Genomic DNA, 14,816 nt, shown 5'->3' with positions numbered 1-14,816 from the left:
CTAGGACAGGTGTCCCGTGTTCCATATATTGAGAAACTTGTTCAATATATTGGGAAGCGCATGGCACCATGGCCGCATGCCCACCACGACGATAGGCACCGTCCGTCGCTGGTCCATGCTGGTGATCGCGCTCACCGCGACCACATGCGCCAACGTCTTCATCAACGGTGCCGCGTTCCTGATCCCGACACTGCACACCGAACGCGGTCTCGATCTCGCCCGGGCGGGCACGCTCTCGGCGATGCCCAGCCTGGGCATGGTGACGACGTTGATTCTGTGGGGGTATGTCGTCGACCGGTTCGGCGAGCGTCTGGTGTTGAGCCTGGGCTCGGCCCTGACCGCGGTGGCGGCATTCGCCGCGGCCTCGGTGCAGTCACTCGTCGCCGTCGGCGCGTTTCTGTTGATCGGCGGAATGGCCGCGGCCAGCAGCAATTCGGCCAGTGGCCGGCTGGTGGTCGGCTGGTTTCCGCCCGAACAACGCGGCCTGGTGATGGGGATCCGGCAGACCGCCACCCCGCTGGGCGTCGGACTGGGCGCATTGGTGATCCCGCGACTGGCCGAATCACAGGGCGTGGCAACGGCATTGCTGTTCCCTGCCGTGGTGTGCGCGTTGGCGGCGGGCATGTGCCTGGTGGGTGTCATCGACCCGCCCCGGCCGCCGCGCGCCGAGGCCCCCGACGAACATCTGGCCAATCCCTATCGCGGATCATCGATGCTCTGGCGCATCCACGCCGTGTCCGTACTCCTGGTGGTGCCGCAGTCAGTGGTCTGGACATTCACCCTGGTGTGGCTGATGACCACGCGCGGCTGGTCGGCGGCCTCGGCCGGCCTGCTGGTGACATCGGCCCAGGTGCTGGGCGCCGCGGGCCGGATCGCCGCCGGCCGGTGGTCGGACGTGGCCGGGTCACGGCTGAAACCCATCCGCACCATCGCCGCCGGCGCCGCGGCGTCCATGGCGCTGCTCGCGGTCACCGACTGGCTGCACTCCCCCGTCAGCGTCGCACTGGTGGTGATCGCCTCGGTGATCACGGTGTCCGACAACGGGTTGGCCTTCACGGCGATCGCAGAGATCGCCGGCCCGTTCTGGAGTGGTCGCGCCCTGGGCACCCAGAACACCAGCCAGCACCTGGCGTCCGCCGCCGCCGCACCGTTGTTCGGCGCACTGATCGGTGTGTTCGGCTATCCGGCGGCCTTCGCGGTCTGCGCGCTGTTCCCGGTCGCGGCCATCCCGCTCGTGCCCGCCGATCACGTAGCAATGACGTAGATCGGCTGACCTACGGCTTCCCGATTCTCGTCAACCGCGAGCACCCACGAAGAAAAACATGACCAACACCGTCACGAGCCCGAACACGGCCGCCAACAGCGCGCCGCAGGCCGCGTCGGCAAACCGTGGACGGGCCAGACTCACCAGCACGCACGTACCGGCGGCCAACAAGGCACCTACCGGCGCCAGAAGCCAGTAATAGACCAGTGGAGCCGGCGACATCGCCACCAACCCCAGCGCGTAACCGCCTAACAAGAACCTCGGATCAACTCGCCGAATACGCTTCGGCTCGCGTCGATTCTCACGTTCGAAGGACATAACCACCCCTTGACGTAGCCGACCTGCAAGCACTCGGTACGGCAACCCCGACTTCCGTCTTCATCTCAGCACCAGTGATTGCAGATATTGCAGGCCCAGAAACAGCCAGCCACTGACCGGGGCGACCGCCAACGCAACCGCCGGTGTGCACAAGTGCCGTATCCGGGCAAGGAATCCAGAGATCGCCAGGCAAGTCAATGAAATACCTGCCGCGCCAGTGAGATACCGGCCGAACACCGCGTTCAGATGGGACTGATCACCCCGCGCCCCTACGGTCAGCGCGGCAAACAAGCCCCATCCGATCCCCCCGAGGATGGCACCGGCAAGGAGACCTCGAACCCACACAGTTCCGGCCCGAACGTCATCCGTATTCATCGTCAAGCCTTTCTCGGGCGAGGCGTCGCACTCACTTGCCGACCGGAACACTGGGTGCGGACTCTACCGGCCCCAATGTCACCGAAGGGTAGGGCATGACCGTCGGGACAGGGATTTGCATAGCCGACGGCACGTGTGGCGCGCCACCAGGCAAAGTCACGGGTGCGGGCCCGGTAGACAGCCCCGGAATTACGGTGTCCGGAAACTCACCCATCAAGCCCGGCCCGATCGTTTGGGAAAACGGCAATCCGGCCAGCGGACCAAATACTGAAGTGTTCTGTGGCATAACATGACCCAGATCAGTGACGCGCCCACGATCATCGTGATAAATCTCCACTGCTGGGAAATCCGAGACTGTGCCACCGACGATAGGACCATTTGGTGTCGGTTTGATCACGTACTCGCCGTTGACGTTCCACGGTGTCGACTTGGCAATTTCCTCCCCGCCCGGCGAGAACGGGTCAGCGGCACGGTACTGAACAAGTACCGATCCGTTGGGGTTCTGGCTGACGCGCACATCGGGATGACCCGTCTGCACCTGAGCCCCGTCCGATGTCTGCATCACCGAAGGATTCTGTCGGGCCACCACAATTCCGTTGTCATAGTCGGTGTAGATCGCGACACGCGATTCCTCGGGTCCCGCACTGGGGTCGAAGCCACGGTTATCTCCGAGGTTGTCGCCGACGGGAGTCCATGCCTTTTCCCCGGGTATGAACAGATTGGTGCGTACTACTCCCTGTCCAGGAACAGGCTGTATTCGGCCGACAACGATGTTCGGCGGGACACCCTGATTCTTCGCTTCGTAGCTGTGTGGATCGAGTGCCGCCGCTGTGGTCCAGTCAGATTGTGACACGGGTGCGCGACCGAACACTTTTTGGAAAGCTTCGATCTCATTCTGCCGGCGCTTGTCGTCCTCGCTTTGCTGTGGCGTGACCGGTGCCGGCATCTCGGGAATCTGCGGCGCGCCGTTCGCCTTCAACACGGTCGACGCTTCTGAGAGGACGGCGGAATACGCTTCGCGATCCTCCAGAACTTCGGCTCCGGCGTTCAGGACGAAATGTACCGCGAGCGCTCTCGCTCCCTTCATGGTGTTCTTCGCAGCGGTCGGATCTGTGGCCGCTAGCCGATCAATCGCATCCATCTGGGCGTCGACCGCGCGAAGCTGCTGCTCGAGCACACCGATCTCGGAATCTGCGGCGCGCTGAGCCTTGGCCAACGCCGCGGCCACCTGCTCATACTTGACGCCGATCGTTCGCAGCTGATCTCGATGCGCCCCAACCGAAGCCAGAATCCGCTGGACGACTGCAGATTCGTCGATCGGACTCCGCGCCCCGTCGGACACCCATGCATCCCGAAACTGCCTGCGCGCGTCCTCGAAATCACCGTCGACCTCGCCGGCCGCCACACCGGCACGATGCACGCCATCGGCAATGGCATCGATCTTGGCCGGGTCCCCGGCCTTCAATCCCTGCTCGATCTGCCATGGATCGATACCCGCCTCGCCGGCAAGCTCAGCCCGGGTAAAGTGTCGGAACTCCCCCACTTAAGTGTTCTCGCAGTCAGCCGAAGGCCTGACTACATCTGCCGACCGATAGCATCCGCCGAAGCCTCATCTGCACCTGTAAATGCTCCGGCTGCCCGCTCACCTTTCCCTGCGAGGCCGGTCAAATTATCGGCGTGGGCGGCGAACTTATCGACGTGATGCGCATGCACCTCGCTGGCTAACTGGTGAAAACTATGTGCTGCGTCAAAATCACCGAAGATTCCCGGCTCGACTACGACACTCTGCAGAATCCGTGCTCCCGATGATGCCGAAGCGGATGCATCATCGCAGCGACCCGCTCCAGCCTCGAGCCCATTATGCGATAGGAACAAGCTCTCACCAGCCATAACTGACAGCGTACCGCGACCAATCATGCCGCCTGATCACCTTTTTTGCAGCTCCGGCGTCGCTAATGGTTGTCCACCGCGCTCATGTCCCCCGTTGCGGGTACCCCCTCGGCGAGGGCGTAGCGCAGGAACACCGTGCCCTTGGCGCCGGCCACCGGCGGTTCGAGCAGCGTGACGTTCGAGGGCACCGCACCGCCGTCGAAGATCTTCTTGCCGGAGCCGAGCAGGATCGGGTGCACCCAGAGATCGAGCCGGTCGAAGAGCTTCTCGCGCAGCAGCGTCTGCACCAGATTCAGACTGCCGACGACGCTGACGTGCTCGTGCCGGTCCCGGATCTCACGCACCGCGCCGGCGAGATCCGGGCCGAGCTGTGTCGACCCCTGCCAGTCGAGGTTCGGCCTGCCGCGGGAGGCCACGTACTTCGGGATGCGATTGAACAGGTCGGCGAAGTCGCCGTCCTGGTGCGGCCAGTAGGCCGCGAAGATGTCATAGGTCCGCCTTCCGAGCAACAGGGCGTCGGTGCCGTCGTATGCGGCAGTCACCTGTGCACCGGTGATGTCGTCGAGCAGCGGGGCCTGCCAGCCCCCGAAGGCGAATCCCACCGGATCCTCGTCGGGGCCGCCCGGTGCCTGGCCGACGAGGTCGAGGCTGGCGAAGAGTTCGATCTGAATCAATCCCATGATGGTCAGACCCGGGACTCCGGGAAAAGTCATCGGCGCACCGAAACCAGCAATCACACATTGCTTTTCATCCCGCGCATGTGTCGACAATCACGAGGGTAGGTGTTGTCGAGCCGCGGCCGAGCGCGCAGAATCGAATCCAACAGATATTGGAATTGTTCCAGTTTGGAAGGGATGGACGTTCAGATGGCGTTGCTCACGATCGGTGATCAGTTCCCCGCTTATGACCTCACCGCCGTCATCGGCGGTGACCTCTCCAAGGTCGACGCCAAGAAGCCCGACGACTATTTCACCAAGGTCACCAGCGCCGACCACGCCGGCAAGTGGCGGATCGTGTTCTTCTGGCCCAAGGATTTCACCTTCGTCTGCCCGACCGAGATCGCGGCGTTCGGCAAGCTCAACGACGAGTTCGAAGACCGAGACGCCCAGGTGCTCGGCGTCTCGGTGGACAACGAGTTCGTGCACTTCCAGTGGCGCGCCCAGCACGAGGACCTCAAGACCCTCCCCTTCCCGATGGTGTCGGACCTCAAGCGCGAACTGGCCACCGCCACCGGTGTACTCAACTCCGAGGGTGTCGCCGACCGTGCCACCTTCATCGTCGACCCGAACAACGAGGTCCAGTTCGTCTCTGTGACAGCGGGTTCGGTCGGGCGCAATGTCGACGAGGTACTGCGGGTCCTCGATGCGCTGCAGTCCGATGAACTGTGCGCCTGCAACTGGCGCAAGGGCGATCCCACCATCGATGCCGGCGAACTGCTGGCGGAGGCGGTCTGATCATGTCGCTCGACAACGTCAAAGAGGCGCTGCCCGAATACGCCAAGGACCTCAAGCTCAACCTCGGCAGTATCGCGCGCAGCACCGAACTGTCCGAGCAGCAGCTGTGGGGCGCACTCGTGGCGACGGCCGCAGCCTCGAAATCGCAGCGCCTGCTTCGGGAGGTCTCCGAGGACGCCTTGGACATCCTGTCCGGCGAGGCCTACCACGCCGCGCTGGGTGCGGCGGCGATCATGGGGATGAACAACGTGTTCTACCGCACGAAGGGCCAACTCGACGGGCGTTACGACGACCTGCGGGCCGGGCTGCGGATGAACATCATCGCCAATCCGGGTGTCGCCAAAGAGGATTTCGAGCTGTGGTCGCTGGCCGTGTCGGCGATCAACGGATGTGGGCACTGCCTGGCCGCACATGAAACCGTACTGCGTGATGCCGGCGTCGACCGCACCGTCATCTTCGAGGCGATCCGGCTGGCCTCCATCATCTCCGGTGTGGCCCAGGCGCTGTCGACGACGGAGGCGCTGGCCGCGGTCTGAGTCCGCGCCGGCCCGGCAGGATCAGCAGCGCCGCCACCAGGAAGCACAGCGCCCCGACGAAGGTGCCGAGGTTGGCCAGCCCGATGTCCTCGGTCGTCCCGGCCTTGGTGACGAAAGCCGCCACCGCGGACACACCGAACGCGATGCACCCCACCAGGTTGATCCACTCCGCTTGCCAGTCAACCGATCTCGGCGCCCATAGGCCGACCACGATCACCCCGAGCACACCCGAGATCAGGAAGGCCAGCGACCCGGTGGCATCCGGGGCCCACACATAGCGCCGCTCGCCGTGCACCGTGTGCGCCCACACCGAGGCGCCGGTGCTGACGTTGAACAGAATGGTGCCGGCGAACTGGATGGCCGAGGACCACCACGCGGTCCCGCGTTCGGAGAGCCGCAGCTGCATCCACGCGGCCGTGGTGAAAAACCACGATCCGACGAAGCACAGGGCATTCGTCGCGCCGGACCCGGCGACCGCGGTGAATCCGGGTGCCGTGCCGACCGCGAAGAGGCTCGAACCGACCGCGAACAACCAGCACTGCCGGCGCAGTGTCGCGATGTCGGCCATCAGCCGGCCTGCTCCATGACAGGGACCTTTCGAAACCCGCTAGAGCAGCGCGCGGATCCGCTCGCCGACTGCCGCGGTGGACAGCTTCTCGTCCCCGCGGGTGGCCAGATGCTCGGCGACGGCCTTGTCGACCCGCGCGGCGGCGGCGGCCTCGCCAATGTGGGCCAACAGCAGGGCGACTGACATCACTGCCGCGGTGGGATCGGCGATCCCCTTGCCGGCGATATCGGGTGCACTGCCGTGCACGGGTTCGAACATCGACGGGTTGGTCCGGGTGGCGTCGATGTTGCCGCTGGCGGCCAGTCCGATACCGCCACACACCGCGGCCGACAGGTCGGTGATGATGTCGCCGAACAGGTTGTCGGTGACGATCACGTCGAACCGGCCCGGGTCGGTGACCATGTGGATGGTGGCGGCGTCGATGTGCTGATAGGCGACCTCGACGTCCGGGAACTCCGCGCCGACCTCGGCGACCACCCGTGACCACAGGCTGCCCGCGAAGGTCAGCACGTTGGTCTTGTGCACCAGTGTCAGGTGCTTGCGCCGGGACTGGGCCCGCGCGAACGCGTCCCGCACCACCCGCTCGACGCCGAACGCGGTGTTCACACTCACCTCGGTGGCCACCTCGTGCGGGGTGCCGACGCGCAGCGCTCCGCCGTTGCCGGTGTAGGGCCCCTCGGTACCTTCGCGCACCACGACGAAGTCGATACCCGTCACACCGGACAGCGGGCTGGTGACACCCGGGTACAACCGGCCCGGCCGCAGGTTCACGTGGTGATCCAGCGCGAAACGCAGTTTGAGCAGCAGACCGCGCTCCAGCACGCCACTGGGCACCGATGGATCACCGATCGCGCCGAGCAGGATCGCGTCGTAGCCGCGGAGTTCCTCGATCGTCTCTTCGGTGAGCAGCTCACCGGTCGCGTGGTAGCGCCGCGCGCCCAGGTCGTACTCGGTGCGCTCCACCCCCGGCAACACCGTGTCGAGCACCTGGAGCGCCTCGGCGATGACCTCGGGACCGATACCGTCGCCGGCGATGACAGCTAGTTTCACGACAGGTCAACCACTTTCAGTGTGGTGGCGCCGACCGCCTTGGCGATCGCGGCGCGCACGTTCTCGGGGACATCGGTATCCAGACGCAGGATGATGGTCGCGCTCTCACCGCCGGCGTCCTGGCTCAGCTGGGCGGCCAGGATGTTGACATCCGCCCCACCGAGCTCGGTGCCGATCTTGCCGAGCGCACCGGGCTGATCGCTGTAGTTGACGACCAGGTTGAAACCCTCGGCACGCAGGTCGAAGTTGCGGCCGTTGATCTGGACGAGTTTCTGCACCTGCTGCGGGCCCGACAGCGTGCCGGCCACGTTGAGTGCGCTGCCGTCGGCGTAGACCGCACGCACATCCACGACGCTGCGGTGGTTGGGGCTCTCGGTCGCGGTGGAGATCTCGGCGGTCACACCGCGATCGGCGGCCAGGGCGGGGGCGTTGACGAACGTCACCTGCTCGTCGACGACGGCCGAGAACAGGCCGCGCAGTGCCGAGAGGCGAAGGATCTCGACATCCTCGGAGGCGAGTTCGCCGCGGACCTGGACGGTCAGCGATACCGGCGCGGCATCGGACAGCGAGCCGACCAGCAACCCGAGCTTGCGCACCAGGTCCAGCCACGGCGCCACCTCCTCACCGACCGCACCGCCGCCGACGTTGACGGCATCGGGTACGAACTCACCGGCCAGGGCGAGTTTCACGCTGGCCGCCACATCGGTGCCGGCCCGGTCCTGGGCCTCTTCGGTCGAGGCGCCCAGATGTGGGGTGACAACCACCTGGGGCAGTTCGAACAGCGGACTGTCGGTGCACGGTTCGGTGGCGAACACGTCAAGCCCGGCGCCGCGCACGTGACCACTGGTGATCGCGTCGGCCAGCGCCTGCTCATCGATCAGGCCACCACGGGCGGCGTTGACGATGATCACGCCCGGCTTGGTCTTGGCCAGATTCTCCTTGCCGAGCAGACCGGCGGTTTCCTTGGTCTTGGGCAGGTGCACCGAGATGAAATCGGCCCGCGCCAGCAGATCGTCGAGCGGCAGCAGTTCGATGCCCAGCTGCGCGGCACGGGCCTGGGAGACATACGGGTCGTACGCGGTGATGTGGGCGCCGAAGGCGGCCAGCCGCTGCGCGACGAGCTGACCGATACGGCCCAGCCCCACCACGCCGACGGTCTTACCGAAGATCTCGGTGCCGGAGAACTTCGAGCGCTTCCAGGTGTGCTCCCGCAGCGTGGCATCGGCGGCCGGGATCTGGCGCGCAGCCGAGAGCAGCAGGGCCAGCGCATGCTCGGCGGCGCTGTGGATGTTGGAGGTGGGCGCGTTGACGACCAGCACACCGCGCGCGGTGGCGGCGTCGACGTCGACGTTGTCCAGGCCGACACCGGCCCGGGCGACGATCTTGAGCTTGGGCGCGGCGGCCAGCACCTCGGCGTCGACGGTGGTGGCCGAACGCACCAGCAGCGCGTCGGCATCGGTGACCGCGGCCAGCAGCTTCGGGCGGTCCGGACCGTCCACCCAACGGACCTCTACCTGGTCACCCAGGGCGGCGACGGTCGATTCGGCGAGCTTGTCGGCGATCAGTACAACGGGAAGACTCACGCGGTAAGGATAGTGGGCTGCAATATCGACGAAACACCGGGCATTCTGGTGCCATGGACGTCACCGTCGTCGGCTCCGGACCCAACGGCCTGTCCGCCGCCGTCATCCTGGCCCGGGCCGGGCTCGCGGTGCGGGTCATCGAGGCCCAGCCGACCGCCGGTGGCGGCGCGCGCACCCTGCCCGACGCCGAGTTCCCCGGCATCACCCACGACATCTGTTCGGCGGTGCATCCGCTGGCGCTGGCGTCACCGTTCTTCGCCGACTACGACCTGACCGCCCGCGGTGTGCGGCTGGCGGTGCCCGAGATCTCCTACGCCAGCCCGCTGCCCGGCCGGCCCGCGGCGATCGGGTATCGCGATATCGGCCGCACCTGCGCCGAACTCGAACACGGGCCGTCGTGGCGGCGGCTGCTGGGACCGTTGGTCGACGACAGCGACGCCGTGGTACGGCTGATCCTCGGCAACAAGCGTTCGGTGCCACCGCTTTCCGCCGCGGCGAAGGTGGCTCCTCGCCTGCTTGCCCAGGGCAGCCGATTGTGGAGCACGCTGCGCGGCGAGGACGCCCGGGCCCTGTTCAGCGGTGTCGCCGCCCATACCATCGCCCCGATGCCGTCGCTGGTGTCCAGTGGCGCAGGCCTGATGCTCAGCACCCTCGGGCATGCGGTGGGCTGGCCTATTCCGGTCGGCGGCTCGCAGGCCATCGTCGATGCGCTACTGGCCGACCTGCACGCCCATGGCGGTGAGCTCGTGCTCGGCGAGGAGGTGACCGCGCCGCCCGCCGGTGTGGTGCTCTACGACACCGCCCCCACCGCACTGCTGTCCCTCTACGGTGACACCCTGCCCTCCGGCTACGCCCGGGCCCTGCAGCGCTACCGGTACGGGCCGGGAGTGGCCAAGGTCGACTTCGTGCTGTCCGGTGAAATCCCTTGGCGCGACGAGCGTCTGGCGCAGGCTCCGACACTTCACCTCGGCGGCAGCCGGGAACGGATGGCGCTGGCCGAGGCGGAGATCGCGGCGGGCCGGCACGCCGAGTGGCCGATGGTGCTGGCCGCGCTGCCGCATGTGGCCGACCCCGGTCGCATCGACCCCGCGGGCCGTCGCCCACTGTGGACGTATGCACATGTGCCGCATGGCTCTTCACGCGATATGGCCGAGGCGGTGACCGGGATCTTCGAGCGGTTCGCCCCGGGCTTCCGCGATATCGTCGTTGCGACGCGCAGCGTGCCGGCGTCACGCTTGGCCGACCACAACGCGAATCTGGTCGGCGGCGATATCGGGGTGGGCGGCAACAACATGATCAGCGCGCTGGCCGGCCCGACGCCGCGACTGAATCCGTGGAGCACGCCCATCCCGCAGGCGTATCTGTGTTCCTCGGCCACCCCGCCCGGCGGCGGTGTGCACGGGATGGCCGGGTACTACGCGGCCGCGACGGTGCTCAGGCGCGAGTTCGGCATCGCGGAACTGCCGGCCCTGACCCCGTGAGCCGTCCGGACATTGTGGGTATACCCCTGCGGTGAGCACTCTCGACGATGCGCATGCCCGGCCGCCGGGTACCGGTGATGCGACGGTGGCGGCCGTCGGCAAGGTGTCCGAAGCCCTCGAGTACGTGGAACGGGCGCGGGGTCACCTGTACTCGTTTCACCAGCTGATGGGTCACGCCGACCTGCTGCTCGGGCAGGCATGCGACGAGCTGCGCGCGGCCGGGCACGGTGCAGTCGCCGACCGGTTGGCCGAGGATATGGTCGGCCGCAACGTCATCCGGGGCCGCTGGACATTCCAGGTGGTCGAGGAATTCGACGACGACTACTGGTCGCGCCTGCGTGCGCACGAGAAACGGGTCCGGGACGACCTCATGGACGGCAAGCGTCACGTGTACGAGGCGGAGATGAAAGAGGACCGTCGCACCAAGGGCCGCGACGGCCACGAAGCCACCCCATGAACGCCGAAAGGCCAGTTATTGCACGCTCTTTCGAGTTCGTCGTGCAATAACTGGCCGTTGGGCTGGGAGAGCCTAGGCGGTCTCGGTGATCGGCCGGTCGACCCAGCTCATCAGGTCGCGCAGCTTCTTGCCGGTGACCTCAATCGGGTGCTCGGCGTTGGCCTTACGCAGGGCCTCGAGCTCGGTGTTGCCGTTCTCGACGTTGGCGACCAGACGCTTGACGAAGGTGCCGTCCTGGATGTCCTTGAGGATGTCCTGCATACGCTTCTTGGTGTCGGCGTCGATGACCCGCGGGCCCGACAGGTAGCCACCGAACTCGGCGGTGTCGCTCACCGAGTAGTTCATCCGGGCGATGCCGCCTTCGTAGATCAGGTCGACGATGAGCTTGAGCTCGTGCAGCACCTCGAAGTACGCCATCTCGGGGGCGTAACCGGCCTCCACCATGACCTCGAACCCGGTCTTGATGAGCTCCTCGGTGCCGCCGCACAGCACGGCCTGCTCACCGAACAGGTCGGTCTCGGTCTCTTCCTTGAAGGTGGTCTTGATGACACCGGCACGCCCGCCACCGATCGCCGACGCGTAGGACAGCGCCAGCGCCTGGCCCTCACCCTTGGGGTCCTGGTCGACGGCGATCAAGCACGGCACGCCCTTGCCGTCGACGAACTGCCGGCGCACGAGGTGGCCCGGGCCCTTGGGGGCGACCATGCCGACGGTGACATTGGCCGGCGGCTTGATCAGGCCGAAGTGGATGTTCAGGCCGTGGCCGAAGAACAGCGCGTTGCCGTCCTCCAGGTTCGGCTCGATGTCGTTCTTGAAGATCTCGGCCTGCGCGGTGTCGGGCGCCAGCAGCATGATCACGTCGGCCCACTTGGCGACCTCGGCCGGGGTGTCGACCTCCAGGCCCTGCTCCTCGACCTTGACGCGGGACTTCGAGCCCTCTTTCAGGCCGACCTTGACCTGCACACCCGAGTCACGCAGTGACAGCGAATGGGCGTGGCCCTGGCTGCCGTAGCCGATCACCGCGACCTTGCGGCCCTGGATGATCGACAGATCCGCGTCGTCGTCGTAGAACAGTTCGATTGCCACTTACTTTTCCTTCTCTTGTTTTCGGTCGTGTTGAAGCTGTGTCGATGGAAGCTATTTGGCGGTGCCGATCCCGCGCGGTCCGCGCGACAGCGAGACGATGCCGGACTGCACGATTTCCCGAATACCGTACGGCTCGAGCACCCGCAGAAACGCCTCGAGCTTCTCCGGCGTCCCGGTGGCCTCGATGGTCAGCGACTCGGTGGACACATCCACCACCTTGGCACGGAACAGGTTGACCGCTTCAATCACCTGGCTGCGGGTGGTCGCATCGGTGCGCACCTTGATCAGCGCGAGCTCGCGCGAGACCGACGCAGCCTCGTCCTGTTCGACGATCTTGATCACGTTGATCAGCTTGTTGAGCTGCTTGGTGACCTGTTCGAGCGGGAAGTCCTCGACCTGGACGACGATGGTCATCCGGGACAGGTGCTTCTGCTCGGTGGCGCCGACGGCCAGGGACTGGATGTTGAATCCGCGCCGGGAGAACAGCGAGGCGACACGCGCCAGGACGCCGGGTTTGTCCTCGACGAGCACCGACAGGGTGTGGGTGGAGATGGTCATCAGATTCCTCGGTTCTTCGCGCACGCGCTCATCACGCGTGCCCTTCTTCGGAGTCGAACAGCGGCCGGATTCCGCGGGCGGCCTGGATCTCGTCGTTGCTCGTACCGGCGGCGACCATCGGCCACACCTGGGCGTCCTTGCCGACGACGAAGTCGATGACCACCGGCCGGTCGTTGATGGCACGAGCCTGGTTGATCACGTCTTCGACGTCTTCTTCACGCTCGCAACGCAATCCGACGCAACCCAACGCCTCGGCCAGCTTCAGGAAATCCGGGATCCGGCGGCTGTGCGTCGACAGATCCGTCTGGCTGTACCGCTTCTCGTAGAACAGCGTCTGCCACTGCCGCACCATGCCCAGGTTGCCGTTGTTGATCAGCGCGACCTTGATCGGCGCACCCTCGATAGCGCAGGTGGCCAGTTCCTGATTGGTCATCTGGAAACAGCCGTCGCCGTCGATGGCCCACACCTCGGCCTCGGGCCGGCCGAACTTGGCGCCCATGGCCGCCGGGACGGCGAAGCCCATGGTGCCCAGACCGCCGGAGTTCAGCCACGTCTTGGGGTTCTCGTACTTGACGAACTGGGCGGCCCACATCTGGTGCTGGCCGACACCGGCGACGTAGAGCGCGTCGGGTCCGGCGATCTGACCCAGCTTCTCGATGACGAACTCGGGGCTCAGGCTGCCGTCGCTCTGCGGGCCGTAGCTCAGCGGGTAGGTCGACTTGATGCTGGACAGGTATTCCCACCAGTTGTCCAGCTTCAGCGACGCCGCGTTGGTGCCGTCGCGGCGCAGCACCTCCAGCAGATCGGTGATGACGTTGCGGACATCGCCCACGATCGGCACGTCGGCATGCCGGTTCTTGCCGATCTCGGCGGGGTCGATATCGGCGTGGATGACCAGGGCATCCGGGGCGAACGAGTCCAGCTTGCCGGTCACCCGGTCATCGAAGCGGGTGCCCAGTGCGATCAGCAGATCGCTCTTCTGCAGCGCGGCGACCGCGGAGACGGAGCCGTGCATGCCCGGCATACCCATGTGCTGCGGGTGGCTGTCCGGGAACGCACCGCGGGCCATCAGGGTGGTGACCACCGGGATGCCGGTCAGCTCCGCCAGATCCATCAGTTCGGCGGTCGCCTCACCGCGGATGACGCCGCCACCGACGTAGAGCACCGGTTTGCGGGCCCCGGCGATCAGCTTGGCGGCCTCGCGCACCTGGCGGCTGTGCGGCTTGGTGTTCGGCTTGTAGCCGGGCAGGTCCATCACCGGCGGCCAGGAGAAGGTGCACTGGCCCTGCAGGATGTCCTTGGGGATGTCGACGAGCACCGCGCCGGGTCGCCCTGACTGGGCGATGTGGAAGGCCTCGGCGATCACCCGCGGGATGTCGTCACCGTCGCGCACCAGGAAGTTGTGCTTGGTGATCGGCATGGTCATGCCGGTGATATCGGCTTCCTGGAAGGCGTCGGTGCCGATCAGGGCGCGGCCGACCTGCCCGGTGATGGCGACCACCGGGATGGAGTCCATCTGGGCGTCGGCCAGCGGGGTGACCAGGTTGGTGGCACCGGGACCCGAGGTGGCCATCATCACACCGACCTTGCCGGTGGCGTGGGCGTAGCCGCTGGCGGCATGCCCGGCACCCTGCTCGTGCCGCACCAGGACATGGCGCAGCTTCATCGAGTCGTACAGCGGGTCGTAGACCGGCAGGACCGCTCCGCCGGGGATACCGAATATCACCTCGACGCCGATCTCTTCCAGCGAACGCACCACCGACTGCGCGCCGGTGAGTTCAACGGGCGCAACATGTTTCGGCTGCGTCACGGGATTGGCCGCAGCCACGGGTGAGTTTGCGCGCTGGGCGGGCTCGGGGGGCCGCGTGGTGGGAGCGCTCACGATGTCCTCTTCGTCGGGTTGGTTATCTGTCGGTTCTGGTACTTGGGCAAGAAAAAACCCCCGTCAGCGGAGTCCGCTGTACGAGGGTTGGCGCGTCGATGCTGTGTGCTATGCCCGAGTGAGGGCCAGCGCGGCATCAACGCGCCAACCAAGTACTACGGAAATCTCGGACTTCTGCATAACAAGTGACGGTAGCCCGCGCACTGGTCAAAGGTCAAATTGCCCTGACCGGTCCCGGACGCCCGGATTCGCGAGGCGGGCACGGTGCAAAGATGGCGTGGTGAGTTCCGCTCGTGCGCAGACCGACGTCGTCA

At 66.2% G+C, this 14,816-nt stretch carries 16 protein-coding genes; 5 read left to right on the top strand and 11 right to left on the bottom strand.

Annotated features, from left to right (window positions below; all coding sequences use genetic code 11):
- The first annotated feature begins 76 nt into the window (after positions 1 to 76).
- Complete coding sequence (locus tag FHU31_RS11330; RefSeq protein ID WP_167158325.1) at positions 77 to 1,264, top strand: MFS transporter; 1,188 nt, start codon at positions 77 to 79, stop codon at positions 1,262 to 1,264.
- A gap of 30 nt (positions 1,265 to 1,294) precedes the next feature.
- Here the strand turns inward: FHU31_RS11330 and FHU31_RS11325 are convergent, their stop codons facing one another.
- The 5 genes from FHU31_RS11325 to FHU31_RS11305 form a co-directional block, all read right to left on the bottom strand.
- Positions 1,295 to 1,582, bottom strand: a complete 288-nt coding sequence (locus FHU31_RS11325) for a hypothetical protein (RefSeq protein ID WP_167158323.1) — start codon at positions 1,580 to 1,582, stop codon at positions 1,295 to 1,297.
- A 60-nt stretch (positions 1,583 to 1,642) separates the two neighbouring features.
- Positions 1,643 to 1,957 carry a hypothetical protein gene (locus FHU31_RS11320; protein WP_167158321.1) on the bottom strand — a complete coding sequence of 105 codons (315 nt, stop codon included), beginning with the start codon at positions 1,955 to 1,957 and terminating at the stop codon, positions 1,643 to 1,645.
- A gap of 31 nt (positions 1,958 to 1,988) precedes the next feature.
- Positions 1,989 to 3,500 (bottom strand): putative alpha/beta hydrolase, encoded by a 1,512-nt coding sequence (locus tag FHU31_RS11315; RefSeq protein ID WP_167158319.1) that lies wholly within the window; start codon positions 3,498 to 3,500, stop codon positions 1,989 to 1,991.
- Between the two features lie 32 nt (positions 3,501 to 3,532).
- Positions 3,533 to 3,847 carry a DUF2563 family protein gene (locus FHU31_RS11310; RefSeq protein ID WP_167158317.1) on the bottom strand — a complete coding sequence of 105 codons (315 nt, stop codon included), beginning with the start codon at positions 3,845 to 3,847 and terminating at the stop codon, positions 3,533 to 3,535.
- Positions 3,848 to 3,909: 62 nt separating this feature from the next.
- Positions 3,910 to 4,527, bottom strand: coding sequence for a dihydrofolate reductase family protein (locus FHU31_RS11305; RefSeq protein WP_167160918.1), 618 nt, complete (start codon positions 4,525 to 4,527; stop codon positions 3,910 to 3,912).
- Positions 4,528 to 4,713: 186 nt separating this feature from the next.
- Between FHU31_RS11305 and FHU31_RS11300 the strand changes: the two genes are divergently transcribed.
- Positions 4,714 to 5,301 (top strand): peroxiredoxin, encoded by a 588-nt coding sequence (locus FHU31_RS11300; RefSeq protein ID WP_167158315.1) that lies wholly within the window; start codon positions 4,714 to 4,716, stop codon positions 5,299 to 5,301.
- A gap of 2 nt (positions 5,302 to 5,303) precedes the next feature.
- Positions 5,304 to 5,837, top strand: a complete 534-nt coding sequence (gene ahpD / locus FHU31_RS11295) for an alkyl hydroperoxide reductase AhpD (RefSeq protein WP_167158313.1) — start codon at positions 5,304 to 5,306, stop codon at positions 5,835 to 5,837.
- Here ahpD and FHU31_RS11290 read toward each other — a convergent pair.
- Genes FHU31_RS11290 through serA form a run of 3 tightly spaced genes read right to left on the bottom strand, consistent with a single transcriptional unit; the run spans position 5,782 to position 9,038 of the window.
- Positions 5,782 to 6,405 (bottom strand): hypothetical protein, encoded by a 624-nt coding sequence (locus tag FHU31_RS11290; protein WP_167158311.1) that lies wholly within the window; start codon positions 6,403 to 6,405, stop codon positions 5,782 to 5,784. The two genes, ahpD and FHU31_RS11290, sit on opposite strands and share 56 nt — an antisense overlap.
- Positions 6,406 to 6,444: 39 nt before the next feature.
- Positions 6,445 to 7,455 (bottom strand): 3-isopropylmalate dehydrogenase, encoded by a 1,011-nt coding sequence (locus FHU31_RS11285; RefSeq protein WP_167158309.1) that lies wholly within the window; start codon positions 7,453 to 7,455, stop codon positions 6,445 to 6,447.
- The gene (gene serA / locus FHU31_RS11280) at positions 7,452 to 9,038 is read right to left on the bottom strand and encodes a phosphoglycerate dehydrogenase (protein ID WP_167158305.1); all 1,587 of its coding nucleotides are present in this window, start codon (positions 9,036 to 9,038) and stop codon (positions 7,452 to 7,454) included. Before serA ends, FHU31_RS11285 begins: the two co-directional genes overlap by 4 nt.
- Before the next feature lie 53 nt (positions 9,039 to 9,091).
- On the opposite strand from serA, the gene FHU31_RS11275 reads away from it, so the two are divergent.
- Positions 9,092 to 10,519 carry a phytoene desaturase family protein gene (locus FHU31_RS11275; protein WP_167158303.1) on the top strand — a complete coding sequence of 476 codons (1,428 nt, stop codon included), beginning with the start codon at positions 9,092 to 9,094 and terminating at the stop codon, positions 10,517 to 10,519.
- A gap of 31 nt (positions 10,520 to 10,550) precedes the next feature.
- Entirely contained in the window at positions 10,551 to 10,976 is a 426-nt protein-coding gene (locus FHU31_RS11270) for a hypothetical protein (RefSeq protein ID WP_167158301.1), read from the top strand.
- A 72-nt stretch (positions 10,977 to 11,048) separates the two neighbouring features.
- Here FHU31_RS11270 and ilvC read toward each other — a convergent pair whose 3' ends face one another.
- From ilvC to FHU31_RS11255, 3 genes are read right to left on the bottom strand one after another with little or no spacing between them, the layout of a single operon-like run.
- A complete protein-coding gene (ilvC, locus tag FHU31_RS11265) occupies positions 11,049 to 12,062 on the bottom strand; it encodes a ketol-acid reductoisomerase (protein WP_167158299.1) in 1,014 nt (337 codons plus the stop codon).
- A gap of 51 nt (positions 12,063 to 12,113) precedes the next feature.
- A complete protein-coding gene (gene ilvN, locus FHU31_RS11260) occupies positions 12,114 to 12,620 on the bottom strand; it encodes an acetolactate synthase small subunit (RefSeq protein WP_167158298.1) in 507 nt (168 codons plus the stop codon).
- Between the two features lie 31 nt (positions 12,621 to 12,651).
- Positions 12,652 to 14,502, bottom strand: a complete 1,851-nt coding sequence (locus FHU31_RS11255; protein WP_167158296.1) for an acetolactate synthase large subunit — start codon at positions 14,500 to 14,502, stop codon at positions 12,652 to 12,654.
- Between the last annotated feature and the right edge of the window lie 314 nt (positions 14,503 to 14,816).

It is taken from the genome of Mycolicibacterium fluoranthenivorans (assembly GCF_011758805.1).
In the GTDB taxonomy this organism is placed as follows: Bacteria; Actinomycetota; Actinomycetes; order Mycobacteriales; family Mycobacteriaceae; genus Mycobacterium; species Mycobacterium fluoranthenivorans.
Note: the sequence above shows the minus strand (reverse complement) of the source record. Positions and strands in the feature narration are given on the sequence as shown.

Excerpts from the sequence above, each read along its gene's own strand:
- FHU31_RS11300 (WP_167158315.1), top strand. The coding sequence starts at position 4,714 with ATGGCGTTGCTCACGATCGGTGATCAGTTCCCCGCTTATGACCTCACC.
- FHU31_RS11275 (WP_167158303.1), top strand. The coding sequence starts at position 9,092 with ATGGACGTCACCGTCGTCGGCTCCGGACCCAACGGCCTGTCCGCCGCC.
- FHU31_RS11290 (WP_167158311.1), bottom strand. The coding sequence starts at position 6,405 with ATGGCCGACATCGCGACACTGCGCCGGCAGTGCTGGTTGTTCGCGGTC.
- ilvN (WP_167158298.1), bottom strand. The coding sequence starts at position 12,620 with ATGACCATCTCCACCCACACCCTGTCGGTGCTCGTCGAGGACAAACCC.
- FHU31_RS11310 (WP_167158317.1), bottom strand. The coding sequence starts at position 3,847 with ATGGCTGGTGAGAGCTTGTTCCTATCGCATAATGGGCTCGAGGCTGGA.
- FHU31_RS11320 (WP_167158321.1), bottom strand. The coding sequence starts at position 1,957 with ATGAATACGGATGACGTTCGGGCCGGAACTGTGTGGGTTCGAGGTCTC.
- ahpD (WP_167158313.1), top strand. The coding sequence starts at position 5,304 with ATGTCGCTCGACAACGTCAAAGAGGCGCTGCCCGAATACGCCAAGGAC.
- FHU31_RS11305 (WP_167160918.1), bottom strand. The coding sequence starts at position 4,527 with ATGGGATTGATTCAGATCGAACTCTTCGCCAGCCTCGACCTCGTCGGC.
- FHU31_RS11325 (WP_167158323.1), bottom strand. The coding sequence starts at position 1,582 with ATGTCCTTCGAACGTGAGAATCGACGCGAGCCGAAGCGTATTCGGCGA.
- FHU31_RS11330 (WP_167158325.1), top strand. The coding sequence starts at position 77 with ATGCCCACCACGACGATAGGCACCGTCCGTCGCTGGTCCATGCTGGTG.